This is a genomic window from Flavobacterium sp. FG19 (genome assembly GCF_057809475.1).
The window spans coordinates 1-24,010 of sequence record NZ_JBMDKA010000020.1 but is presented as its reverse complement, the minus strand read 5'-3'; the positions used below and the strand labels follow the sequence as shown (position 1 = coordinate 24,010).

Sequence of the window (24,010 nt, the reverse complement as noted above, 5' to 3'; positions counted from 1 at the left end):
GGCTCAATAAAGTTTTCAGCAGTCAGACTTAAACTTACTTACAGCACTAATAGGATTTAAATTTCTTAAATAACGTATATGGTTTACAAAAACATAAAACATACAATTTCAGTTTTTTTGATGATGACCGCTTCCGTGGTCATGGCGCAGGATATTGTAGCCCATGATCCGGTGGTTATCAAACAAAAAGACACATACTATTTGTATTGTACAGGTAACGGAATCAGTGTTTTCAGTTCCAGAGATTTAAAAAAATGGAACAAAGAACCACAGGTTTTCAAAGACAAACCGGTTTGGGCAGACGGTGTTGCGGCCGATTTTAAAAACCATATCTGGGCACCGGATGTTTCATTTCACAATAATACTTATTATCTTTATTATTCCGTTTCGGCTTTTGCCAAAAACACTTCGGCAATCGGAGTCGCGATTAATACCACCTTAGACCCTAAAGATAAAAACTACAAATGGGTCGATCAGGGAATCGTGATCCAGTCCCACCCCAACCGGGATATGTGGAATGCCATTGATCCAAATTTAATTATTGATGAAAACAATACACCCTGGCTGGCTTTTGGCTCTTTTTGGGAAGGATTAAAAATGGTAAAATTAAATCCTGATTTAAAATCCATAGCAGAACCCCAGGAATGGCATACCATTTCCAAACGAAAAAGAAGCTTTGAACTGGTAGATTCAGATCCCGGAGATGGTGCACTGGAAGCTCCTTTTATTTTTAAAAAGAATGGCTATTATTATCAGTTCCTTTCCTGGGATTTATGCTGCCGTGGCGAAAAAAGCACTTATAAAGTAGTAGTAGGAAGAGCTAAAACCGTAACAGGTCCTTATGTCGACAAGGATGGAAAACCATTAAATGAAGGAGGAGGGAGCTTAGTTGTTCAGGGCGATGCCGATTATTTTGGAGCAGGACATAACAGCGCTTATACCTTTGACGGAAAAGACTACCTGTTTTATCATGCTTATGAAAAAAAATCCAACGGAGTTCCGAGATTAGTAGTAAAAGAAATACAGTGGGACGCCAATTTATGGCCCACTTTAAAATAGAATATAATGAAAAAATACACTTGTACCTTACTGCCCCTTTTGATAACCTTTCTCGTTTTGATTTCCTGTAAAGAAACCAAAAACGGAGCAGTACAATCGGCTAAAACATCCGCTTTAAAAGCAGGTTACGAAATAGAACCTGTGAACATTCAAAATGTAAAATTATCCGATTCATTCTGGCTTCCTATTATCAAAAGAGTACAGGAAATTACGATTGCATACGCTATACAGAAATGTGATGAAGAGGGCCGTTTCGAAAATTTCTTAATTGCCGGAAAGCAAAAAACCGGAGAAGTGAGAGGGCAGATGCCTTTTGATGATACTGATGTATATAAAATCATCGAAGGCGCTTCGAACACCTTAATCAGTGCTCCAAATCCAAAACTGGAAAGAGTTTTAGATTCGATGATTGCCATTATAAAAATTGGACAGGAAAAAGACGGATATATTACCACCTGGCGAACCATCAATCCGGCAAAACCGCCTGCGCCATGGGTTCCTGTAATCGAAGGAAAGCGTTGGGAATCTCTGCAGATCAGCCACGAATTGTACAATCCGGGACATTTGATCGAAGCAGCAATTGTGCATTACGAAGCAACAGGAAAAACCAATTTCCTGGAAATTGCCATAAAAGCAGCCGATATGCTTGTAAGGACTTTTGGCGATAATCCGGGTCAGGTAAAAGGAGTTCCGGGGCATCAGATTGTCGAAACCGGATTATTGAAATTATATCAGATTACCGGAAATCAGGATTATTTAAAACTGGCCAAATATTATCTGGACAACCGCGGCAATCCGGACAACCATAAATTATATGGCGAATATGCACAGGATCATATTCGCGTAACACAGCAGAAAGAAGCCGTAGGACATGCGGTAAGAGCCGTGTATATGTATGCCGGAATGACCGATATTGTGGCTTTAACCAAAGACAAAGCCTATGAAAATGCCGTAAATGCCCTATGGGACAATATGGTCAACAAAAAAATGTACATCACAGGCGGAATAGGCTCCAGACATGACGGAGAAGCTTTTGGGGTTAATTATGAATTACCAAATCTGACTGCTTATAATGAAACCTGCGCCGCTATCGGTGATGTGTACTGGAACCACAGACTGCATAGTTTATATGGAAAATCACAATATTTTGACGTGATCGAAAGAACGATGTACAACGGATTAATTTCGGGTATTTCGCTTGACGGAAAACAATTTTTCTATCCAAATGCACTGGAGTCCGATGGTGTTTACAAATCAAACAGAGGTTCCTGCACTCGTCAGGCCTGGTTTGACTGTTCCTGCTGTCCGACTAATTTAATTCGTTTTATTCCTTCAATTCCCGGACTGATTTATTCGAAAACAAAGAATGATTTATATGTCAATTTATATGCTTCAAACGATGCCTCTTTTACAGTAGGAAAAACGGATTTACAGATTTCACAGCAGACTTCTTATCCATGGAACGGAAAAGTAGCCATTTCAGTAAATCCGAAAAAGGAAAGCCAGTTCACTATCAAACTCAGAGTTCCGGGCTGGGCAAGAAATGAAGTTTTGCCGGGCGATTTGTACACCTATAAAAAAGCGTCTGTTCAGAAACCAACGATTAGTATAAATGGAGAAACATTGGCGATTCAGCCGGAAAATGGCTATTTCAATGTAAACAGAAACTGGAAAAAAGGAGACAAAATCGCGCTTAATTTCCCAATGGAAGTTCAGGAAGTAGAAACAAATTCAAAAGTAGAAACCAACAAAAACAAAGTCTCTTTAGAATATGGTCCGTTAGTGTATGCCGTTGAAGAAATTGACAATAAAACCAATTTTGATAAAATTGATATTTCGGCTTCAGATACTTTCAAAGTGAGAAAAGAGGCCGGTTTGTTACAAGGCGTAAATGTGATCGAAAATTCCAAATTCAGGGCCATTCCGTATTATTCATGGTCCAATCGCGGAGTTGGAAAAATGAAGGTCTGGCTGGATTATAGAGAATAGATTATAGAACATAGAGAATAGACGCAAGAAACAAGATAATGCGTGGTTAAAAAGTTCCGAAGGAACGATTCATATTGCATGGCTGTCCCGAGGCTTCGGGATCAATCCGGTTTAACGTAATGAAATAAAGATAAACAAAATAAAAATCCGTTTTTATTCACGGTTTCATGATAGTGAATCAGTATCATCTGCGTGCCAAAAACACATTTAAATAAATAAAAAATGAAGTCCAATTTAATTACAAAAATTACCCTTTGCGGAGCACTGCTGACCAGCATGTACACATCGGCACAAAAAAACAATCTTGAAGTAGATGCTTCCAAAACCATTACCAAAATTCAGCCAACGATGTACGGAGTGTTTTTTGAAGACATCAACTTTGCCGCCGATGGAGGATTGTATGCTGAAATGATCAAAAACAGGTCATTCGAGTTTCTGTTTCCAATGATGGGATGGAACGAGCCTAACAGCGACCGTCATAAGCTAAACCAGCAGTCGGGAATCGCCAATGTGATCCAGTATTCGCAAAAAGGAACCAATCACAATTACTGCAGGGTAACCCTTAATGATGCCTCAGGATATCAGCTTATTAATGAAGGTTTCAGAGGAATGGGAATTAAAAAAGACCTCAAATACAACCTGTCTTTAAAAGCCGCTAAAGTATCCGGAAATGTTTCTAAAATTACATTCCAGTTTATAGACAAAGACAACAAAGTTTTAGGAGAAACAACAGTTACCCCAACATCAAAAGACTGGCAGAATTATACCGCTCAGTTAACTTCAACAGCAACCGAAGCCAAAGCCAAATTAAAGATCACTTTTGAAGGAAACGGTGTCATTGATTTAGATAATATTTCCTTATTTCCGGAAGATACCTGGGCAGGAAGAAAAAATGGTCTTCGTAAAGATTTAGTACAGTTATTATACGATTTAAAACCGGGATTTTTACGTTTTCCGGGAGGCTGTATTGTGGAAGGAAGAACCCTGGCAGAGCGTTACCAGTGGAAAAAATCAGTAGGAAAAGTAGAAGACAGAGAAACAGCGGTTAACCGTTGGAATATGGAATTTGGACACAGACCTGCACCGGATTATTTCCAGAGTTTTGGTTTGGGATTCTTTGAATATTTCCAGCTTTCAGAAGATATCGGGGCTTCTCCGCTTCCTATTTTAAGCTGTGGAATGGCCTGTCAGTTTAATACAGGCGAATTAGTGCCAATGGATCAGATCGATCCGTATGTGCAGGATGCTTTAGATTTAATTGAGTTCGCAAACGGCGGAACAGAAACCGCCTGGGGAAAAGTAAGGGCCGACATGGGACATCCAAAACCATTCAATTTAAAATTCATTGGAGTTGGAAATGAGCAGTGGGGACCAGATTATATCGAACGTTTTAAAGTGTTCGAAAAAGCCATTAAAGCCAAATACCCAAACATCACTATTGTTTCCGGAACGGGACCTTTTCCTGATGGTGATTTCTTTGAATACGGCATGACCGAACTTAAAAAACTGAATGCAGAAATTGTAGACGAACATTATTATAAAAACCCGGAATGGTTTAGAAAAAATGCAACCCGTTATGACAGTTATGACAGAAAAGGACCAAAGATTTTTGCCGGAGAATATGCGGCTCAAAGTGTAGCCATTGCAAGTCCGGACAACAAAAACAACTGGGAATGTGCCTTCTCTGAAGCTGCTTTTATGACCGGAATGGAACGTAATGCTGAGGTAGTTCACTTAACATCTTATGCTCCTTTACTGGCTCATGTTGACGGCTGGCAGTGGACACCGGACATGATCTGGTTTAACAACCTGCAGTCGTACGGAACACCCAATTACTACGTTCAGAAACTGTTTTCGAATAACAAAGGAACCGATTTAATCAGTATTACCAAAGAAGAAAAGGCCGTTACAGGTCAGAACGATTTGTTTGCATCGGCAGTAAAAGATGCTGGTACAAAAGAAGTAATCCTGAAAATAGTAAATACGTCAGCATCGGCTCAAAATGTTTCAATAGATGTAAAAGGAGCAAAATTAGATTCAAAAGGGACTGCTGTGGTTTTAAAAGGAGAAGGTTTAAATGATGAAAATTCTTTTGAAAATCCATCTAAAATCAGCCCGAAAGAAAGCTCTTTTAAAGTTGCCGGAAACAAAGTTCAATACGATTTTCCAGCCTACTCTGTTACGGTTTTGAAAATTAAGATGAAATAATCGCAGTATAATAAATGTAACACTGACATTTATTTCTGGTTTTGACCGTAAACTATTGTTTTGATGCATAATTTGTAAAAATTCAAGAGTTAAATTTTATTAAGTGTTTTTTATACACTTATGAATTATTTATAATTATATTTGTCATTATTTAAAATAAATTTCGAATGAAAAATTACGTAATAGGATTGGACTATGGAACAGATTCTGTTCGGGCGGTGCTTATTGACACAGAAAATGGGCAGGAGCTGGCATCGAATGTATCTCATTACAAAAGATGGAAAAACAAACAGTACTGCGATGCATCGATAAACCAGTTTCGCCAGCATCCTTTAGATCATATTGAAGGTTTGGAAATTACTATCCAGACGGTTATCAAAGAAAGTAAAGTAGATCCTTCTTTAGTAAAAGGAATTTGTATTGACACAACCGGATCTTCTCCGGTTCCGGTTACAAAGGATGGAACACCGCTGGCTTTGACAAAAGGTTTTGAAGAAAACCCAAATGCGATGATGGTATTATGGAAAGACCATACTGCAATCAACGAGGCAAATGAAATTAATGAACTGGCTGTAAGCTGGGGCGGAGAAGACGTTACCAAATATGTAGGCGGTATTTATTCGTCAGAATGGTTCTGGGCAAAAATTCTTCACATCGCGAGACAAGATGAAGCGGTTCGAAATGCGGCGCATACCTGGATGGAACACTGCGATTTAATGACGTATTTGTTAATTGAAGATAAAGACCTGAAAACCTTTAAAAGAAGCCGTTGTGCAGCAGGCCACAAAGCTATGTGGCATACCGACTGGAACGGACTTCCTCCGGTTGAATTTTTAGAAAAATTACATCCTTACTTAGCGCAGCTTCGGGGGAATTTATATGATGAAACCTATACGTCTGATTTAGCTGCCGGAAAACTAAGTAAAGAATGGGCAGACCGTTTAGGACTTTCAACAGAAACCATTATTGCAGTAGGAACTTTCGATGCACACTCAGGAGCAGTGGGAGCTAAAATTGAGGAAAATACTTTAGTACGTGTTATGGGAACTTCAACTTGTGATATTCTTGTTGGTTCTTATGATGAAGTGGGTACCAAAACCGTTCGCGGCATCTGCGGGCAGGTTGACGGATCAGTAATTCCGGGCTTTATCGGACTTGAAGCAGGACAATCAGCATTTGGTGATTTATTAGCCTGGTACAAAGAATTATTGATGTGGCCGACCGAACATTTATTAGGATCTTCTTCACTTTTAAATGATGCTCAGAAAGAGCAGTTAAGAGAAGAATTCAGTGATAAATTAATTGTCGAATTAACAAAAGAAGCAGAGAAAATTCCGGTTTCAGAAAGCCTTCCAATTGCTTTAGACTGGATCAACGGAAGAAGAACTCCGGATGCTAATCAGGAATTAAAAAGTGCAATTTCCAACCTTTCTTTAGGAACCAAAGCGCCTCATATTTTCAAAGCTTTAGTAAACGCTATCTGTTTTGGAGCCAAGAAAATTGTAGACCGTTTTGAAGAAGAAGGTGTAAAAATTGACAGCGTAATCGGAATTGGCGGTGTTGCCCGTAAATCGCCTTTTATCATGCAGACATTGGCTAACGTATTAAACAAGCCGATTAAAATTGCCGCTTCAGATCAGACTCCGGCCTTAGGTGCAGCAATTTACGCAGCCGTTGCAGCAGGAATTTATCCAAATGTAATCGAAGCAAGCCAAAAAATCGGAAGCGATTTCGACGGAGAATATTTCCCTCAGTTAGACAAAGTAGCCGCTTATCATAAACTGCTTTTAGCTTATGAACAGTTAAGCGCTTTTGCAGATCCAAACCTTAAAATATCGCAGCATGAGCTCTCTTTATAAAGATTTAAAACAAGAGTGTTACGAAGCCAACATGCAGTTAAATGCATTAAATCTTGTGGTATACACTTTTGGAAATGTAAGTGCCGTGGACAGGAAAAATGGTGTTTTTGCCATTAAACCAAGCGGTGTTCCTTACGAAGATTTAAAACCGGAAGATATTGTTATTGTCGATTTTGATAACAACATTATAGAAGGAACTATGCGTCCGTCATCTGATACCAAAACGCATGCTTATTTATACAAACACTGGCCAAATATTGGCGGAGTAGCACATACACACGCCACCTATTCAGTAGCATGGGCACAGTCACAGCTTGACATTCCGATTTTCGGAACCACGCATGCCGATCATTTAACGGCAGACATTCCGTGTGCGCCACCGATGGCCGATTCTTTAATCGAAGGAAACTATGAACACAATACCGGAATTCAGATTTTGGACTGTTTCAAAGAAAAAAATCTTTCTTATGAAGAAGTAGAAATGATCCTGATTGGAAATCACGGGCCATTTGCGTGGGGGAAAAATGCAGCAAAAGCAGTTTACAACAGTAAAGTTTTGGAAGTAGTAGCCGAAATGGCCTATCTGACTTTACAAATTAATCCTAATGCGCCAAGATTAAAAGACTCCTTAATAAAGAAACATTACAATCGTAAACACGGAAAAGATTCGTATTACGGACAGTAATTGATTTTAGAGTGTAGATTTTAGATTAAAGAAAATAGAATATAGAGAAAAGATTTTCGTGAGTCGTGAACTTTTAGACAAGGAAAAGCGATTTGACGATTAAACAAATAAACGATTAAATAAAATGGTAGATATATCTCAAAAAGAAATCTGGTTTGTAGTAGGAAGCCAGGAATTATACGGTGAAGAAACACTTAGAAAAGTAGCGGAACATTCACAGATTATTGCAAAAGGATTAGACGCATCATCTTCAATACCAGTAAAAGTGGTTTATAAAGATGTAGTGAAATCACCTTCACAGATTTTAGATGTGTGTTTAGCTGCGAATTCTGAGAAAAACTGTATCGGAATTATTGCCTGGATGCATACTTTCTCACCAGCAAAAATGTGGATTGGCGGATTAAATATCCTTAAAAAACCATTGTGTCATTTACATACACAATACAATGCCGAAATTCCATGGGGATCTATTGATATGGATTTCATGAACCTGAATCAGTCAGCTCACGGAGACCGTGAATTTGGTTTCATTATGTCCAGATTGCGTAAAAAACGTAAAGTAGTTGTTGGGCATTGGGAAGACCAAAGAGTTCAGAAAAAATTAGGCATCTGGTCAAGAGTTGTTTTAGGATGGGATGAACTTCAAAACCTGAAAGTAGCCCGTATTGGAGACAATATGCGTGAAGTTGCCGTAACAGAAGGCGATAAAGTTGAGGCACAAATTCGTTTTGGAATGTCTGTAAACGGATACGATTCTTCAGATGTTACCAAACATATTGAAAAAGTAACAGAAAAAGAATTAAACGATTTATTAGCCGTTTACGAGCAATCATACAATTTAACAGATTCTTTAAAAGAAGGCGGCTCACAAAGAAGTTCCTTAGTCGAAGCAGCTAAAATCGAATTAGGATTAAGAGCTTTCCTTGAAGAGGGAGGTTTCGGTGCTTTCACGGATACATTTGAAAACCTTGGTGTCTGGAAACAATTACCAGGAATTGCCACACAAAGATTAATGGCCGATGGTTATGGTTTTGGCGGCGAAGGAGACTGGAAAACAGCGGCAATGGTTAGAGCTTTAAAAGTGATGAATATTGGCCTGGAAGGCGGAACTTCTTTCATGGAAGATTATACCTACCATTTTACACCTCAAAAATCGTATGTTTTAGGATCGCACATGTTGGAAATCTGTCCATCTATTGCAGACGGAAAACCTTCCTGTGAAGTGCATCCTTTAGGAATTGGCGGGAAAGAAGACCCGGCTCGTTTGGTATTCAATTCCCCTGCCGGAGATGCAATCAATGTTTCTTTGGTGGATATGGGAACCCGTTTCCGTTTAATTGTAAACGAAGTCGAAGCGGTTAAGCCAATGGCTGAATTACCAAAATTACCAGTAGCCAGAGTTTTATGGGATTGTAAACCAAATTTAGAAGTTGCAGCAACAGCCTGGATTTTGGCGGGAGGAGCACACCATACAGTTTACAGTCAGTCGCTTACAACAGAATATATGGAAGATTTTGCTGATATCGCCGGAATCGAATTATTGGTTATTGATGAAAAAACGACCATAAGAGACTTTAAAGATAAGATTAATGCCAACGAAGCTTATTATCATTTGTTTCAGCACGGCCTGTAAGGCAGTAAAATGTAATTTGTAAGATATAAAATGTGAAAAAACTTTAAAAGGTGATTTTTACATTTTTAAATTGATTAAATTTCACGTCTGACATTTTACATCTAACATTTAACTTTTTACAAACCAAAAATTATCATTTATGAATGTATTAAAACGTTGTTTTTTTGGAATCGGCCTGTTTAGTCTGGCTTTCATTTCAATTCAATGCAAAAACGATAAAAAAATGGATAACAACACAGTTTCTTCAGCTGAAAAAGTGGCTGTAACAATTGAAAAATCGGATTACGGAACCACTGCAAAAGGAGAAAAAGTGGACAGTTACAAACTGAAAAACCAAAACGGGATGGAAGTAGATATCATCACTTTTGGAGGAAGAATTACAGATTTGAAAGTGCCGAATAAAGAAGGTGTTTCAGAAAATGTGGTAATTGGATTCAGCTCTTTAGCACAATACGAAAAAGAAAATCCGTTTTTTGGAGCTTTAATCGGAAGATACGGAAACCGAATTGCTAAAGGGAAATTTACGTTAGACGGAAAAGACTATCAGCTGGCAATAAACAATGCGCCAAATGCTTTACACGGCGGTCCGCAGGGTTATTTTAATGTGGTTTGGAAAGCAGATGAGGTTAAATCTGGCGAAACAGCTTCTTTAAAATTATCGTATTTAAGTAAAGATATGGAAGAAGGATACCCTGGAAACCTGAAAGTTTTCGTAACCTATACTTTAACAAATGATAATCAGTTAGAGGTTTTGTATGAAGCAGAGACAGATAAAAAGACAGTTGTAAATTTAACACAGCATTCCTATTTCAATTTATCAGGAGATTTTACCAAAACAATCTTAGATCACGAATTGACTTTAAATGCAGATAAATTAGTTCCGGTTGATGCAACGTTAATCCCAACAGGAAAATTGGACGATGTTGCCAATACCCCTTTTGATTTTAGAACGCCAAAATTAATCGGAAAAGAGATCAATGCTAAAAATGAGCAGTTAGAAAGAGGAAAAGGATACGATCACTGCTGGGTACTGACCAATCCTGAGAAAGGAAAAACCATTATTGCAAAAGTATATCATGCCGCAAGCGGAAGAGTGATGGAAATGACAACAGATGAGCCTGGAATCCAGTTTTATTCAGGAAATTTCCTTGACGGAACTTTACCAATGCCAAATGGCGGAACATTTGCACACAGAACCGGACTTTGTTTAGAAACAGAACATTATCCGGATTCTCCAAACCAGAAAAACTTCCCAACAACGGTTTTAAACCCGGGAGAAAAATACAAAACTAAAACTACCTTTAAATTCTCAGTAAAGAAATAGTTTTAGAATTTGTTTATTAGTTTAGTTCTCTAAGAAACCTCGAAAGTGATAAGCTTTCGAGGTTTTTTGTTTGCTTTTTTCTTTTACATTTGAGAAGGAATTAGATTTTAATACAAAATTATGGCAGACTCAATATCAATTTTTTGATGAGATATTATATTTTACTTCTTTTAACAGGCTTAATTTCATGCAGAAAAGGACCTTGCGATGTTGAACGAATATCAAAAACTGTTTTTGATTCGGCTCATGTTAAAGGTGATTTTATTATGGAAAATCAGAAACATGAAATTGATACATTAAAAATAATAAGTTATTATGATGAATTCGTAACCCTTAGGAATATTGGTTTAATGATTCATCAGGAATGCGGACATTTTATAGGTTATTCATATGATTTCAAAGGTGAAACTATAAGTCTTGATTTGGAAAAAAATGAGGATAAGATGATTTTTAAAGCAGAGTCATTGCATATGAAAAATGAATATGAATGTGATAAAGAAGCTCGTTTCCAAAAACCATTACTACTTGACGGTCAATATTGTGAAGAAAGCATTTTTGATAAAGTGGTATTCGAAAACTTTAAAATCAAATATATTTTAACAAAGAATGGCGATAAATGGCTGCCAAAGAAAATTATACCAAATAAATCGATTTAAATTATTAAGGAATAAAATGGCGTTCAAACATCTATTCAAAGCCCAATTAAACTGGACTTTAAAGCAAAATTCAGCAGAATCATCTCAGAAACTTTACAGCAAAACCCATCAAATTAAAATTGAAGGAAAACCGGTTTTAGACATTTCAGCAGCAAAAGCTTTTAAAGGAGATCCGTTATTATACAATCCCGAAGATTTATTGTTAAGCAGTTTGGTTTCCTGTCATATGATGTCGTATTTATATGTCTGTTCCCAAAATGGTATAGAAGTTCTGGAATATTCAGACAACGCCGAAGCAACTTTAGAAGTAAATCCAGATGGCAGCGGGCGTTTTGTTGAGGTTAAATTACATCCAAAAGTTACAATTGTAAACTCAGCCCAAAAAGAATTGGCTTTAGAGCTGCATTTTAAAGCCAATCAATTGTGTTTTATTGCCAATTCCTGCAATTTTCCTGTATTGCATGAGGCGAGTTGTGATGTTTAGATATATAATTGATTTATAGTAATTATCTCCATTATGGATAATCGTAAATAAGTAAAATTTAAAAGAGTAGATTTGAGTTGTAAAAATTGATGAAGAAAATGAAAAAAACATTGCTACTACTATTTATTGTTTTTGTCTCATGCACAAAAAAAGAACTGCCTTCTAATGTGTCAATTGCATTGAATGATTTAGATATTTTTGAAAAAATAAATAGAGATTATGACAGTTTAATAAATGTTTTAGATGAATCAAAGATAAATAGCTTATCAGTTGATTCTTTGAATAGTATAATTGTTGGGGTAAAAGTTAATCGTGAAATGCTTCAAGAAAGAGAACATAAAGTAGAAGAACTTCTAAAATATAATCCAGAATATTCAGATTATGATGAAATTAGAAACAGAAAAACTATGCCATTAATTAATATTAATAAAAATTATGATTTGATTTTAAAAAGATATAATGCTTTAAAAATTAAAAGAAATAGTCATAAATAATTGTCTCTTAATGATCTAAAGTTTTTTAGATATGAGAGATAATAAACTTGACTTATTATTTCGTTGTTTTTAAAATGAATTTTATAGTTAGTTTATGGATTTTCATAATAGGAAAAAAGTTTTTTCGCGGTTATTTGCTTTTTGATTACAATGAACTTATAGAGGTAAGTTCGGATTATTAACTTAAAACATTTATTATGGAACAAATCTAGGCAATTAAACCAGGTCCAAAACCTAAAACACCAGATGGAACGCCAGATAAAAGAAAAAGGGTCACACCTCCAAATCAGCCCAAACATCCTAAATTAAAACCTAATATTCATAAACCAAAGGATTGATTTAGAATGTAAAAACTTTGTGTAATAAAAAAACCTCTTCCGTTAAGAAGAGGTTTTTTGTACCCGGAGCCGGAGTCGAACCGGCACGGTTTCCCACAGGTGTTTGAGACCAGCGCGTCTACCAATTCCGCCATCCGGGCCTAGCAGACGAAAAAATAATCAAAACAATTATTTTAACGCAATAGAATGAACATAATAATGTGCTCATCCCTTTAACACGGTGCAAATGTAAAAAATAAAATTAAACCAACTACTAAAAATACTTAAATTTTTCCTTTCAGTGTTCGATAAATTTTATAAATTTGCAGCTCGTTAAAACGAAGCACACACAACTAACTACATCCGAGGCAGATACCTCTTTAAGATAAGGCATAAAATCCTGGCTTAATTGATAAATGCAGCGGAATAAAACAACACATTATAATGTCGCACCTAGAACCAGAAGCTAAAATTTTTGCTTGTTCACAAAGTGTTTATCTTGCAGAAAAAATTGCAAAAGACTACGGGATTCCGTTAGGAAAAGTAACGATGTCAACGTATAGTGATGGAGAATTTCAGCCGTCTTACGAAGAATCAATCAGAGGTTTACGAGTATTTATCGTATGTTCGACTTTTCCAAGTGCAGATAATCTGATGGAATTGTTGTTAATGATTGATGCGGCAAAACGCGCATCAGCAAGACATATTACAGCTGTTATGCCTTATTTTGGCTGGGCAAGACAGGATAGAAAAGACAAGCCAAGAGTGCCGATTGGAGCTAAGTTAGTAGCTAACTTATTAACTGCAGCCGGAGCAACAAGAATCATGACAATGGATCTGCATGCAGACCAGATTCAGGGATTCTTTGAAAAACCAGTAGATCATTTATTTGCATCTACCATCTTTTTGCCTTACGTGCAGAGTTTAAATTTAGAAAATTTAACCATTGCATCTCCGGATATGGGAGGGTCAAAAAGAGCGTATGCTTATTCTAAGTTTTTAGAATCAGATGTAGTAATCTGTTACAAACAAAGAAAAGCGGCAAACGTTATCGATACGATGGAACTGATTGGTGAAGTAAAAGGACGTAACGTAATTTTAGTAGACGACATGATCGATACAGGAGGGACTTTAGCGAAAGCGGCAGACCTAATGATCGATAAAGGAGCACTGAGTGTAAGAGCAATTTGTACACACGCTATATTATCTGGTGGTGCGTATGAGAAAATTGAAAATTCAAAACTAACAGAGTTAATTGTAACTGATTCTATTCCGTTAAAGAAACATTCAGACAAAATTAGAGTAGTGAGTTGTGCACCTCTTTTTGCAGAAGTTATGCACATGGTACACCACAACAATTCCATTAGTGGAAAATTTATAATGTAAAAGCTATAAGCTTTAGGCAATAAGCCGTAAGCTCTTAGAAATTAAAAAAAAAGCCTAAAGCCTGGTGCTTAAAGCTTACAGCAAAACAGAATATTTTTTATTAATAACTATATTTTTTTACAATGAAATCGATTACAATTAAAGGATCAGAAAGAGAAAGCGTGGGCAAAGTGTCAACTAAAGCCTTACGTAATGCTGGAGCGGTTCCTTGCGTGTTATACGGAGGAAATCAGGCAGTACACTTCTCAGCAGACGCTGCAGCGTTCAAAAACTTGGTTTACACTCCAAACGCACACACAGTTGTGATTGAGCTTGGAAAAGGAAAATCATTCAATGCAATTTTGCAGGATATCCAGGTTCACCCTGTAACTGACAAAATTTTACACATTGACTTCTTCCAATTATTTGATGATAAAGAAATCACAATGGAAGTTCCTGTGAAAATCGTTGGTACCTCTAAAGGTGTTCTTGCGGGAGGTGTTTTACGTTTGAACCAACGTAAATTAAAAGTGAAAGCTTTACCAGCAAATCTTCCTGATTTCGTTGAGGCTGACATCACTCCACTTGAAATGGGTAACAAATTATACGTTACTAAAGTGGGTAAACCAGAGTACAAAATTATGCACCCGGACAACACTGTTGTTTGTCAGGTAAGAATCTCTCGTGCTGCTATGAAAGCTGCTCAGGAGGCTGCAAAAGCTGCAAAAGCTCCTGCAAAAGGAAAGAAAAAATAATTTTTTTTCACTCAATACAAAAAGCCTCAATCGAAAGATTGGGGCTTTTTTTTTTGAGGTTCTGAGATGCTGAGGTTCTGAGACACTAAATTTTTTTAAGCGATTATCTAATTATCTAGTTGTCAAATCTTCTAGTTATCAAATTATAAGTTTTTAGGAGCAGAAATATTCTGTTTTCAAAAAACGTGATGTTCCTGCCATCTGCTATATCTTTTCATCCGCTAGAAAGCGGATAAAAAGGATGCCGCTTCTGTCAGGGCTAACAAGAAAAAAAACTTTTTTATAAGATTCTAAGTTGCTGAGAAAAAATCTGCCAAATCCGTCAAATCTGCGAGAGGCGTCTCTTTGTGTTCTTTGTGTATCTCGATAGAAACTATTTCTTAGCGTTCTTAGCGTAAAACCTTTGCGAACTTTGCGGTTAAATAACAAGCGGCAAACAATTATCTAATTGGCACATTTTCAAATTATCTAATTATCCAATTGCCACATTCTTTAATTAATCTTACTTTTGCCAACATGATAAAATGGATAACAAAACTGTTTTCATCAACACCAAAAGAAGAGAACACAGAAGACAATATGAAGAAATATTTAATCGTCGGATTAGGAAATATAGGAGCTGAGTATGTAAATACCAGACATAATATCGGATTTAAAGTATTGGACTTTTTAGCTAAAAAAGAAGGGCTTTCATTTGAAACCGTAAAATTGGGTGCTTTGGCTGAATATAAATTTAAAGGAAGAACCTTTTTTCTTTTAAAACCCAACACTTACATGAATTTAAGTGGTAAAGCCGTAAAATACTGGATGGATAAAGAAAACATTCCGTTAGAGAATATTTTGGTCATTACAGACGATTTAAATCTCTCATTCGGAACTGTCAGAATCAAGCCCAAAGGGAGTGATGGCGGTCACAACGGACTTAAGAACATCAATTTAGTTTTAAATACGCAAAACTATACCCGTTATAGATTTGGTATCAGTGATCAGTTCAAAAAAGGGCAGCAGGTAGATTATGTTTTAGGAGAATGGAATGCCGAAGAAGAGGCAAAATTAACGGAGCGTTTAGAGGTTTCGGCAGAAATTATCAGAACTTTTGGAACGGCCGGTTTAGAAAATACGATGACAACGTTTAATGGAAAATAAAGATTTTCAGGTATTTATATTGTAAAAATGTAAATTATCAGTGAATTTAATTCAATTATAACGAAATAGTATTTTCAATTCCAAAGTTAAATGTCTAAATTTGGGATAAATTATTATAAACCATAAAAATTAGAATATCATGGCTTTTGAATTACCACAATTACCTTATGCATACGATGCATTAGAACCACATATTGATGCACGTACAATGGAAATCCATCATACAAAGCATCACAATGCCTATACTACAAATCTTAACGCAGCTATTGCCGGAACAGATTTAGAAGGAAAAACAATCGAAAATATCTTAATTAACTTAGATAAATCTAACGCTGCGGTTCGTAACAATGGTGGAGGTTTCTACAACCACAATTTGTTCTGGACTGTAATGTCTCCAAACGGAGGAGGATTGCCAACAGGAGATTTATTAGCAGCTATTGAGGCTTCTTTTGGAACTTTCGAAGAGTTTAAAGCAAAATTTGCTAAAGCAGGTGCTACACAATTCGGTTCAGGATGGGCTTGGTTAACCGTTCAAAAAGGAGGAAAATTAGAGGTTGTAGGTACTCCAAATCAGGACAATCCGTTAATGCCGGAAGTTGCTGGTAACGGTGGAACTCCAATCTTAGGAATGGACGTTTGGGAGCACGCTTACTACTTAAACTACCAAAACAGAAGACCAGATTATATCGAAGCTTTCTTCAGTGTAATTAACTGGACAGAGGTGGCTAGAAGATTTGCTTTAGATAAATAAGAAAATAGAGCATAGAATATAGAAAAAAGACGAGTACCTTTTGGCTACTCGTTTTTTTTTTATCTAAACATTTTTCTCTGTAATCTATATTCTATTTTCTTTCCTCTTAAAAAAAAGAAATAAAAAAGGTGGAATCACTTCCACCTTTTTTGCCCCAAATCTACCATAAACTTTACCTACTAATGTTATGGTTTTGTAAAGGTAGACTAGCTGTTTGTATGTTGAAAATTTTCCGGATGAAAAGTAAATATATCCGACTAAAGTCAGTATAAAGGCTGGGGTAAGTGAACATTAGAATGTAAAAATAAAAAAGGTGGAATTATACCACCTTTTTTGCCCCAAATCTACCATAAATTTAACCTACTAATGTTATGGTTTTATAAATGTAGAGAAGCTATTTTTATTAAGAAAATTTTTCGGATGAAAGGTAAAAAAATCCGACGAAGTGAATGTCTAATGACTTAGAATCGAAATAGTTGAGTTTATTCCAATAAAAAAGGTGGAATTGCTTCCACCCTTTTTGCCCCAAATCTACCATAAACTTAACCTACTAATGTTATGGTATCTCAAAAGTATTGTAGCTTTTCATTTTTACCAAACAAACAGGATGAACGGCAAAAAAAACCGATGAAATGCACAAATTAACCTTTTATTAATACTTTTTTAATAAGCTCTGGCGTCTTTTCCTTCGTAAAAATTCATAAAAGCACGGTTTACAACACGATTTCCACCCGGGGTTGGGTAGTCTCCGGTGAAATACCAGTCGCCTAGATTCTTAGGACAGGCTTTATGAAGGTCTTCTACAGTCTGGAAAATAATTTTCACTTCGGCATTGATTTCCGGAGAGCTTAGCATTTCTGCAATTTTATTTGAAATTTCCCCATCTGTAAACTGGCTGTAAATTTCGGTTACATAATTTACAACATCTTTATCTGCGAAATTTTCCTGTGCTTTACATTTTGCATATACTTCATCGACAATATGGTATAGGTTTCTTTCTTTTAACAGGGCAAGTGCCGCTCTAAAAGCAACTAAACCTTCTAGTTTTGCCATATCAATTCCGTAACAATCCGGATAACGAATCTGCGGTGCAGATGAAACAATTACAATACGCTTTGGTTTCAAACGATCCATCATTTTGATGATGCTCATTTTTAAGGTAGTACCACGAACAATACTATCGTCGATAATAACCAGGTTATCTTCTGGTTTGATTACGCCGTAAGTAACATCGTAAACGTGAGCTACTAAATCGTCACGGCTGCTGTCTTCTGTAATAAAGGTTCTGAGTTTAGCGTCTTTAATAGCCACTTTCTCGGTACGTATTTTAACTGCTAAAAGTTCCTGAAGAGTGTCAGCTGTTAGTGTATTTCTGTTTTCCAGAATATAATTGTTTTTTCTTTGGTTTAAGAAATCCTGTGCAGCTTCTACTAAACCATAAAATGAAGTTTCAGCTGTATTTGGAATATAAGAGAAAACAGTATTATCGGTATCGCTGTCAATTGCTTTAAGTACAGCAGGCAGAATTAATTTTCCTAAGTCCTTGCGTTCCTGATAAATCTCAGCATCACTTCCTCTGGAAAAATAGATTCTTTCAAAAGAGCAAGCTTTTTTAACGGTTGGTTCCAGGATTTGATTCATGGTAACTTTTCCGTTTTTCTTAATGATCAGTGCATTTCCGGGATTGATTTCCTGAACACTTTCGAAAGGAACATTAAACACCGTCTGGATTACAGGTCTTTCAGAAGCAACAACAACTACTTCGTCATCCTGATAAAAATAAGCGGGACGAATTCCGGCAGGATCCCTAAATACAAAAGCATCACCATGACCTAATAAACCGGCCATTGCATAACCACCGTCTAAATTTTTAGCCGATCTGGCTAATATTTTAGCAATATCCAGACGCTCGGCAATTACAGGTGAAGCATCTTTTTTAGAATATCCTTCGGCTTTACAGTCCTGATACAGCTGCATTACTTCTTTGTCAAGAAAATGACCTATTTTTTCCATTACGGTAACGGTGTCAGCCATTTCTTTTGGATGCTGCCCAAGTTCTACCAGATTCTGGAAAAGTTCTTTAACATTGGTCATATTAAAGTTTCCGGCCAAAATCAGGTTACGGTGCATCCAGTTACTTTGACGTAAAAAAGGGTGTACACTTTCGATGCTGTTTTTTCCAAAAGTACCGTAACGAACGTGTCCTAAAAACAATTCACCAACATATGGAATGTTTGCTTTCAGCTCTTTCATGTCATCGCCTAATCCCGGATTTTCTTTTAACTCCTCACTGATTCGCTCATTGATTTGTTTAAAAACGTCCTGTATAGGCTGCGAATGATTAGAACGCACCCTGCTGATGTAACGTTGTCCCGGATCGACATCCAGTTTAATGCTGGCAAATCCGGCACCATCCTGACCACGGTTGTGCTGCTTTTCCATCATCAGATACATTTTTTGTATTCCGTAAAAAGCAGTTCCGTATTTTTCTTTATAATATTCAAGCGGTTTAAGTAGTCTGACTAAGGCTATACCACATTCGTGTTTTAAAGCGTCGCTCATTGTTTTTTTATTTTTTTGTGTTGTTGTAAGTTGTGTGTATTAACGTAATAAAAAAGCCCCGTTTTATCGAGGCTTTTGGGCATTATATTTCTATGTCAAACTGAGTTAACGACTTAAACTGCTGTAATCGAATCGCTACTTCGGCTTTGCTTAAAGTTTCCATCCTCTGGGTTCCGAATTTCTCTACGCAGAACGAAGCCAGATTTGAACCATAAATGATAGCATTTTTCATATTACTAAACGAAACATTCTCGCTTTGTGCAATGAATCCTGAGAAACCGCCGGCAAAAGTGTCTCCGGCTCCTGTTGGATCGAAAACTTCTTCTAATGGCAAGGCAGGAGCAAAGAATACTTCTCTGTTATGGAATAAAAGCGCACCGTGTTCTCCTTTTTTGATCACCACGTATTTAGGTCCCATTTCCTGGATTTTAGCTGCTGCTTTTACTAATGAATATTCACCTGAAAGTTGTCTTGCTTCTTCGTCATTAATGGTAATAACATCTACACGTTTAATAACGTCCAGTAATTCCGGAAGAGCGCAGTCCATCCAGAAGTTCATGGTATCTAAAACCACTAATTTTGGTTTTTTCTCCATCTGGTCTAAAACACTGCTTTGTACTAATGGGTGTAAGTTTCCTAACATCACAACATCGGCATCTTTGTAGTTTTGAGGAACTTTTGGCTGAAAATCAGCTAAAACGTTCAGCTCCGTTACAAGAGTGTCTCTGGAATTTAAATCGTTGTGGTATAAACCGCTCCAGAAAAAAGTCTTTCCTCCTTTTACAATTTCGATACCGGAGATATCAATATTCTTTGAAGTTAAAAGATCTAAATGTTCTTGAGGGAAATCGTCGCCAACTACAGAAACAATGGCCGATTGCAGGTTGAAGAATGACGCTGATAATCCAATGTAGGTTGCAGCACCACCTAATATTTTATCTGTTTTTCCGAAAGGAGTTTCAATTGCGTCGAAAGCAACCGTTCCAACAATCAATAGTTTATTCATTTTATGAATTTCGAATTAGGGTGCAAAGATACTTTATAAGTTACAATCTTGCAACGGTTTAGGTTCTCAAAATTTTCTTAAAAAAAAGGGAACGATTTCGAAGTAAAAATCCTGTAAATGAATGGGTTAAAAATGATTTTTCAGGAAAGCTTAAAATAGTTTTTCCGGAATTAAAATGCAAGGTTTTTGAAAATAATTGCGAATAATTTACAGGTGATTCTTCTATCTGAGTTTTTTAAAAGAAGAAGATTTTCTTTTTCCGCTTAAAACTCCAAGAATTGTAACGTGATAGTTTCTAACTTTAAATATAATTAGCCAAGTTTTGTAGGTTGCTTCTCTGTAAATTTTAGATTTTGTTGGAAGATTTTCGCACTCGGAATAAATTAAAGGATTTTCAATGATTTTACTCATTGTTTTGTTTATTCCGTTACCAACTTTAATTGCATTTAAAGGTTGATGTTTTTCGAAAGCAATATAATCAACAATGTTTTCTAAGGTTTGAAAGTAATTTTCAGAAATATCTAACGTATATTGTTTTGGATCTTCAGCTTTTTTTCTTCCCATTTCTCATTAAACTTTTCTAAGGACATTGTTTGGGATTTTTCAGCATTCTCGATCCACTTTACAAAGTCTTCTTTGGATAAATCACTTTTTATTTGATCAACTTCATTTTCAAAATCAATCGAAACTTTCAATGATTTTCCAACATAATGTTTTGGAATCTCAAAAGAAAGATTGACAATTTTATCCTTAGGAGTAATGGTTTTGTGTATCATTGTATTTGTAATTTAATGAACCTTACAAAAATACAATAAATAAGTTCATCAAGAGCAATATGAGTTTTTTTAACAATCTTAGAACTGATACTTCTTGTCAAAATAATTTTTCAAAATTTCAACTTGAACAAAGATCGTGATAGAACAATTAAAAAAGGTATACAAAATGGTTTTCTTTCTCCTTTTTTAAAAGATCAAGAACAGTAAGTGGATATTTTTTATCAATGATTGTTTAGTCTGTCTATATTTTTAATCCAGTTTATCGCATCCATCATAGGTTCTTCAGAATTTGAAAAAGCGGTATTATGTCCCAAAGCTGGAAATAACTTATAATTATAGTGTTTTCCTTTAGATTTTAATGCATCAAGATATTCGATTGATAATTTTACAGGAACTTGTATGTCTCTGCCTCCAAAAATCCAGAATCCCGGAATCGATAATTTAGAAAGCGCATCGTTAGGATTTGTATCCACAAACTCATATTTATCCGGATCATTGAATACATGTTTTCTTGCTTCTTCTTCGGAGTGTGTATCCCAAAAATTTTGATTTCCATTAGTGTAAAATTGAAATCTCAATTGTTCTTTAACCGTTATAAGAGCTCCGCTAAATATGGTCATAAATTTAACTTTTTTATTTTTTTCTGCTGCTAACGGAATGATCCATCCGGCCTGACTGCCGCCTATTAAACCTATTGGTATTTTATTGTTGGATAAAGATTTAGATAAGGTATTTACGGCAGCACTTGCGTCTAAAGACAAAAGAGTTAAATTGGAGCAATCAACATTGTTCGTTCCTACCTCAGGCCCGGCATACACGCCAGCTGATGTTCCTACTCCGCGTTTATCATATGTTAAAACGGCAATTCCATTGCTGGCCAGGGTAGCAGCAAAGTCTGTCATTCTTTTTTCTTGTCCGGATCCGTGAACAATCACAACGGCAGCTTCTGTTTTATTAGGTATAAAAAGAGTTCCGGCAAGAGAAACGCCCTCACTGTCAAATTTGATTTCCTTAGTAGTAAAGTTTGATGAAATTGCTGATACGTTATTAGTAACAAACAACATCATCATCAAGATAAAACAGGTGTATGTTTTTTTGACCATTAGGGAATGTTTAAAAATTACAGTTGTATGTTTCATTTTTAGATCTATAATTGATACTTTTTATCAAAATAATTTTTCAAAACACCAACCTGAACTAAAATCATAAAAGGAACAATTAAGATGGCGTACAGGATATTTTTAGATAAATGAATTCCTGAAAATGCGGTTAACATTCTGTCAGAGTACAATTTTCCAACTTCATCAATTTTGAAATCAGTTTCAGAAACGGAGAATAGAGAAACATAAATCACTAATGCCGCCACAGCCAAGCCCATCGAAATCCAGATAGGTTTAGAAATTAAAGGTTTGTAAGCTTTGAGTTTTTTCTCTTCTAAAACCTGAACTTCAGCCATTATTTTAGAAGTAAAATCCAATGATGGTGACTGTAGTTTGTCATCAGCCATCATTTTTTCAATAAGTTGTTCTATATTTTTATCGCTCTCTTTCATATGAAGATACTATTTGTTTTTTATCGGAATAGGTTATCGGCACTCTTCATTTTGTTTTTGTTTTGGAATCTTGCCGATTTCATAACATTCTATTATTTCCGGTTCTAACTGCTGTCTCAAAATTACGGCTAATTTCTGTCGGCTCCTAAACAATTTTACTTTGGCATTATTGGCCGAGATATTCATGATTTTTCCAATTTCTTCTAAATTCTGATCCTCAAAATAAAATAAAGTCAGAAGGAAATTTTCATCACCAGGCAATAAGTTTAAGCATTTCTGAATGGTCAGCTTTCGTTCCTGATCTTCCAGGGCACTCAAAGCATTGTCCATTGTTTTAATCAAATGCGATGAGAAATCATCTATGGAAATATTCAAATCGTCTTTTTTGCTTTTCTTCAAGCGGTCCAGACACGTATTGTAAGCAATTTTGTAAATCCAGGTCGAAAATTTGGAATCACCTTTAAATTTATTCAGCGAATTGTAAATCTTAATAAACGTGTCCTGAGCAACTTCTTCGGCTTCCTCTCGGTTTTTTACCATTTTAAGAGCCAGAGTAAAAACCATATCCTTATAACGATCTACCAGAACGGCAAATGAATGCGTCTCGCCCTGAAGAACTTTATCGATATAATGCTGGTCATTTATTTTGCTCATGTTGTATAGGACGACAGTTTGTTGTTTTAGGTTACAAGAATTTGAAAAATAAATTCCAAAAAAATAAATCCCCAAATTCCTATTTAAATTGGAATTTGAACTATACATATATAATAGTATAGTTTTTTCAAAGTTTTGTAATGCTAAAATTAGTTGATAATCAGTTAGTTTTGGAATTTGGTCCCGAAGCTTCGGGATAAAAATTGAATTTTTTTTGTAAAAACTTGTAACCTGATTTAAAAACCTCTCGTCATATGGGGTATATCAATCAATTAAAAACGTTAAATATCATGGACGACAAAATTTTAATTCCAATCAGCTTTTTCTTAATGATCTTCGGGATCGTTTATTTAGTTTATTCAACGAGAAACAGAGAGCGTCTGGCTCTTATCGAAAAAGGTGTAGATGCCAGTATTTTTATTCAGGGAAAAGGAAACGGAGTTCCGGCCTGGAAAATCTTTGTAGTAAATCTGGCTTTCTTATTAATAGGAAGCGGTGTTGGAATTTTTCTTGCGCTATTAATTACGACTTACACTTCTCTAAATGACGGGGCGGTTTATCCTTCAATTATTTTCATAATGGCAGGAATCGGACTTTTGACCGGATTTAAAACGGCAAAAGATTTAGATAAAGAGTAATTAAGTAAGAGTTTAAGTTAGTACAAAAAACGCATCATTCATATAGACTGCACCCAAAAGTTTAGACGAATTTATAATTAAATTTGATAATAATGAG

Annotated in this window: 22 protein-coding genes and 1 tRNA gene; 15 read left to right on the top strand and 8 right to left on the bottom strand. The window is 36.0% G+C overall.

Annotation, left to right across the window (positions count from 1 at the left end; genetic code table 11):
* The first annotated feature begins 78 nt into the window (after positions 1 to 78).
* From ACODST_RS18565 to ACODST_RS18520, 10 genes are all read left to right on the top strand, one after another.
* Positions 79 to 1,059 carry an arabinan endo-1,5-alpha-L-arabinosidase gene (locus ACODST_RS18565; protein WP_488933587.1) on the top strand — a complete coding sequence of 327 codons (981 nt, stop codon included), beginning with the start codon at positions 79 to 81 and terminating at the stop codon, positions 1,057 to 1,059.
* A gap of 6 nt (positions 1,060 to 1,065) precedes the next feature.
* Positions 1,066 to 3,048 carry a glycoside hydrolase family 127 protein gene (locus ACODST_RS18560; RefSeq protein ID WP_488933586.1) on the top strand — a complete coding sequence of 661 codons (1,983 nt, stop codon included), beginning with the start codon at positions 1,066 to 1,068 and terminating at the stop codon, positions 3,046 to 3,048.
* 222 nt (positions 3,049 to 3,270) lie between these two features.
* Positions 3,271 to 5,256, top strand: coding sequence for an alpha-L-arabinofuranosidase C-terminal domain-containing protein (locus ACODST_RS18555; protein ID WP_488933585.1), 1,986 nt, complete (start codon positions 3,271 to 3,273; stop codon positions 5,254 to 5,256).
* 167 nt (positions 5,257 to 5,423) lie between these two features.
* The gene (locus ACODST_RS18550; RefSeq protein ID WP_488933584.1) at positions 5,424 to 7,115 is read left to right on the top strand and encodes a ribulokinase; all 1,692 of its coding nucleotides are present in this window, start codon (positions 5,424 to 5,426) and stop codon (positions 7,113 to 7,115) included.
* Positions 7,099 to 7,800: an L-ribulose-5-phosphate 4-epimerase gene (locus ACODST_RS18545; protein ID WP_488933583.1), complete on the top strand. Its 702-nt coding sequence runs from the start codon at positions 7,099 to 7,101 to the stop codon at positions 7,798 to 7,800. The genes ACODST_RS18550 and ACODST_RS18545 overlap by 17 nt, the downstream gene beginning before the upstream one ends.
* Before the next feature lie 124 nt (positions 7,801 to 7,924).
* The gene (araA, locus tag ACODST_RS18540) at positions 7,925 to 9,433 is read left to right on the top strand and encodes an L-arabinose isomerase (protein ID WP_488933582.1); all 1,509 of its coding nucleotides are present in this window, start codon (positions 7,925 to 7,927) and stop codon (positions 9,431 to 9,433) included.
* A gap of 139 nt (positions 9,434 to 9,572) precedes the next feature.
* The gene (locus ACODST_RS18535) at positions 9,573 to 10,757 is read left to right on the top strand and encodes an aldose epimerase family protein (protein ID WP_488933581.1); all 1,185 of its coding nucleotides are present in this window, start codon (positions 9,573 to 9,575) and stop codon (positions 10,755 to 10,757) included.
* A gap of 146 nt (positions 10,758 to 10,903) precedes the next feature.
* The gene (locus ACODST_RS18530; protein ID WP_488933580.1) at positions 10,904 to 11,413 is read left to right on the top strand and encodes a hypothetical protein; all 510 of its coding nucleotides are present in this window, start codon (positions 10,904 to 10,906) and stop codon (positions 11,411 to 11,413) included.
* 16 nt (positions 11,414 to 11,429) lie between these two features.
* Entirely contained in the window at positions 11,430 to 11,897 is a 468-nt protein-coding gene (locus tag ACODST_RS18525) for an OsmC family protein (protein ID WP_488933579.1), read from the top strand.
* 98 nt (positions 11,898 to 11,995) lie between these two features.
* On the top strand, positions 11,996 to 12,391 hold the full coding sequence (locus ACODST_RS18520; protein WP_488933578.1) for a hypothetical protein: 396 nt from the start codon (positions 11,996 to 11,998) through the stop codon (positions 12,389 to 12,391).
* Between the two features lie 398 nt (positions 12,392 to 12,789).
* Here the strand turns inward: ACODST_RS18520 and ACODST_RS18515 are convergent.
* Positions 12,790 to 12,869: transfer RNA gene (locus ACODST_RS18515), tRNA-Leu, on the bottom strand.
* 283 nt (positions 12,870 to 13,152) lie between these two features.
* Between ACODST_RS18515 and ACODST_RS18510 the strand changes: the two genes are divergently transcribed.
* From ACODST_RS18510 to ACODST_RS18495, 4 genes are all read left to right on the top strand, one after another.
* Entirely contained in the window at positions 13,153 to 14,094 is a 942-nt protein-coding gene (locus ACODST_RS18510; RefSeq protein WP_488933577.1) for a ribose-phosphate pyrophosphokinase, read from the top strand.
* Positions 14,095 to 14,216: 122 nt separating this feature from the next.
* Complete coding sequence (locus ACODST_RS18505) at positions 14,217 to 14,828, top strand: 50S ribosomal protein L25/general stress protein Ctc (RefSeq protein WP_026727205.1); 612 nt, start codon at positions 14,217 to 14,219, stop codon at positions 14,826 to 14,828.
* Positions 14,829 to 15,344: 516 nt separating this feature from the next.
* Positions 15,345 to 15,974 (top strand): aminoacyl-tRNA hydrolase, encoded by a 630-nt coding sequence (gene pth / locus ACODST_RS18500; RefSeq protein WP_488933576.1) that lies wholly within the window; start codon positions 15,345 to 15,347, stop codon positions 15,972 to 15,974.
* A gap of 139 nt (positions 15,975 to 16,113) precedes the next feature.
* A complete protein-coding gene (locus ACODST_RS18495) occupies positions 16,114 to 16,725 on the top strand; it encodes a superoxide dismutase (protein ID WP_035646435.1) in 612 nt (203 codons plus the stop codon).
* 663 nt (positions 16,726 to 17,388) lie between these two features.
* Here ACODST_RS18495 and ACODST_RS18490 read toward each other — a convergent pair.
* The 7 genes from ACODST_RS18490 to ACODST_RS18460 all read right to left on the bottom strand — a co-directional run bounded on the left by ACODST_RS18490 (position 17,389) and on the right by ACODST_RS18460 (position 23,275).
* Positions 17,389 to 19,287 carry an amidophosphoribosyltransferase gene (locus tag ACODST_RS18490; protein ID WP_488933575.1) on the bottom strand — a complete coding sequence of 633 codons (1,899 nt, stop codon included), beginning with the start codon at positions 19,285 to 19,287 and terminating at the stop codon, positions 17,389 to 17,391.
* An 82-nt stretch (positions 19,288 to 19,369) separates the two neighbouring features.
* The gene (locus ACODST_RS18485) at positions 19,370 to 20,293 is read right to left on the bottom strand and encodes a PfkB family carbohydrate kinase (RefSeq protein WP_488933574.1); all 924 of its coding nucleotides are present in this window, start codon (positions 20,291 to 20,293) and stop codon (positions 19,370 to 19,372) included.
* Positions 20,294 to 20,515: 222 nt separating this feature from the next.
* Positions 20,516 to 20,857, bottom strand: a complete 342-nt coding sequence (locus ACODST_RS18480) for a type II toxin-antitoxin system RelE/ParE family toxin (RefSeq protein ID WP_488933573.1) — start codon at positions 20,855 to 20,857, stop codon at positions 20,516 to 20,518.
* Positions 20,815 to 21,069 carry a hypothetical protein gene (locus tag ACODST_RS18475; RefSeq protein ID WP_488933572.1) on the bottom strand — a complete coding sequence of 85 codons (255 nt, stop codon included), beginning with the start codon at positions 21,067 to 21,069 and terminating at the stop codon, positions 20,815 to 20,817. The genes ACODST_RS18480 and ACODST_RS18475 overlap by 43 nt, the downstream gene beginning before the upstream one ends.
* Positions 21,070 to 21,290: 221 nt before the next feature.
* A complete protein-coding gene (locus ACODST_RS18470; protein ID WP_488933571.1) occupies positions 21,291 to 22,208 on the bottom strand; it encodes an alpha/beta hydrolase family protein in 918 nt (305 codons plus the stop codon).
* Between the two features lie 8 nt (positions 22,209 to 22,216).
* A complete protein-coding gene (locus ACODST_RS18465; protein ID WP_488933570.1) occupies positions 22,217 to 22,621 on the bottom strand; it encodes a hypothetical protein in 405 nt (134 codons plus the stop codon).
* Positions 22,622 to 22,654: 33 nt separating this feature from the next.
* The gene (locus tag ACODST_RS18460) at positions 22,655 to 23,275 is read right to left on the bottom strand and encodes an RNA polymerase sigma factor (RefSeq protein ID WP_488933569.1); all 621 of its coding nucleotides are present in this window, start codon (positions 23,273 to 23,275) and stop codon (positions 22,655 to 22,657) included.
* Between the two features lie 290 nt (positions 23,276 to 23,565).
* Here ACODST_RS18460 and ACODST_RS18455 point away from each other — a divergent pair, with 290 nt between their 5' ends.
* Complete coding sequence (locus tag ACODST_RS18455; RefSeq protein ID WP_488933568.1) at positions 23,566 to 23,913, top strand: DUF6249 domain-containing protein; 348 nt, start codon at positions 23,566 to 23,568, stop codon at positions 23,911 to 23,913.
* Positions 23,914 to 24,010: the final 97 nt, after the last annotated feature.

What these genes read in the sequence shown, in the direction of transcription:
- pth (WP_488933576.1), top strand. Translation starts at nt 15,345, where the DNA reads ATGATAAAATGGATAACAAAACTGTTTTCATCAACACCAAAAGAAGAG.
- ACODST_RS18560 (WP_488933586.1), top strand. Translation starts at nt 1,066, where the DNA reads ATGAAAAAATACACTTGTACCTTACTGCCCCTTTTGATAACCTTTCTC.
- ACODST_RS18550 (WP_488933584.1), top strand. Translation starts at nt 5,424, where the DNA reads ATGAAAAATTACGTAATAGGATTGGACTATGGAACAGATTCTGTTCGG.
- ACODST_RS18470 (WP_488933571.1), bottom strand. Translation starts at nt 22,208, where the DNA reads ATGAAACATACAACTGTAATTTTTAAACATTCCCTAATGGTCAAAAAA.
- ACODST_RS18545 (WP_488933583.1), top strand. Translation starts at nt 7,099, where the DNA reads ATGAGCTCTCTTTATAAAGATTTAAAACAAGAGTGTTACGAAGCCAAC.
- ACODST_RS18535 (WP_488933581.1), top strand. Translation starts at nt 9,573, where the DNA reads ATGAATGTATTAAAACGTTGTTTTTTTGGAATCGGCCTGTTTAGTCTG.
- ACODST_RS18510 (WP_488933577.1), top strand. Translation starts at nt 13,153, where the DNA reads ATGTCGCACCTAGAACCAGAAGCTAAAATTTTTGCTTGTTCACAAAGT.
- ACODST_RS18480 (WP_488933573.1), bottom strand. Translation starts at nt 20,857, where the DNA reads ATGGGAAGAAAAAAAGCTGAAGATCCAAAACAATATACGTTAGATATT.
- ACODST_RS18495 (WP_035646435.1), top strand. Translation starts at nt 16,114, where the DNA reads ATGGCTTTTGAATTACCACAATTACCTTATGCATACGATGCATTAGAA.
- ACODST_RS18565 (WP_488933587.1), top strand. Translation starts at nt 79, where the DNA reads ATGGTTTACAAAAACATAAAACATACAATTTCAGTTTTTTTGATGATG.
- ACODST_RS18530 (WP_488933580.1), top strand. Translation starts at nt 10,904, where the DNA reads ATGAGATATTATATTTTACTTCTTTTAACAGGCTTAATTTCATGCAGA.
- ACODST_RS18455 (WP_488933568.1), top strand. Translation starts at nt 23,566, where the DNA reads ATGGACGACAAAATTTTAATTCCAATCAGCTTTTTCTTAATGATCTTC.
- ACODST_RS18475 (WP_488933572.1), bottom strand. Translation starts at nt 21,069, where the DNA reads ATGATACACAAAACCATTACTCCTAAGGATAAAATTGTCAATCTTTCT.
- ACODST_RS18555 (WP_488933585.1), top strand. Translation starts at nt 3,271, where the DNA reads ATGAAGTCCAATTTAATTACAAAAATTACCCTTTGCGGAGCACTGCTG.
- araA (WP_488933582.1), top strand. Translation starts at nt 7,925, where the DNA reads ATGGTAGATATATCTCAAAAAGAAATCTGGTTTGTAGTAGGAAGCCAG.
- ACODST_RS18520 (WP_488933578.1), top strand. Translation starts at nt 11,996, where the DNA reads ATGAAAAAAACATTGCTACTACTATTTATTGTTTTTGTCTCATGCACA.
- ACODST_RS18490 (WP_488933575.1), bottom strand. Translation starts at nt 19,287, where the DNA reads ATGAGCGACGCTTTAAAACACGAATGTGGTATAGCCTTAGTCAGACTA.
- ACODST_RS18460 (WP_488933569.1), bottom strand. Translation starts at nt 23,275, where the DNA reads ATGAGCAAAATAAATGACCAGCATTATATCGATAAAGTTCTTCAGGGC.
- ACODST_RS18465 (WP_488933570.1), bottom strand. Translation starts at nt 22,621, where the DNA reads ATGAAAGAGAGCGATAAAAATATAGAACAACTTATTGAAAAAATGATG.
- ACODST_RS18525 (WP_488933579.1), top strand. Translation starts at nt 11,430, where the DNA reads ATGGCGTTCAAACATCTATTCAAAGCCCAATTAAACTGGACTTTAAAG.
- ACODST_RS18485 (WP_488933574.1), bottom strand. Translation starts at nt 20,293, where the DNA reads ATGAATAAACTATTGATTGTTGGAACGGTTGCTTTCGACGCAATTGAA.
- ACODST_RS18505 (WP_026727205.1), top strand. Translation starts at nt 14,217, where the DNA reads ATGAAATCGATTACAATTAAAGGATCAGAAAGAGAAAGCGTGGGCAAA.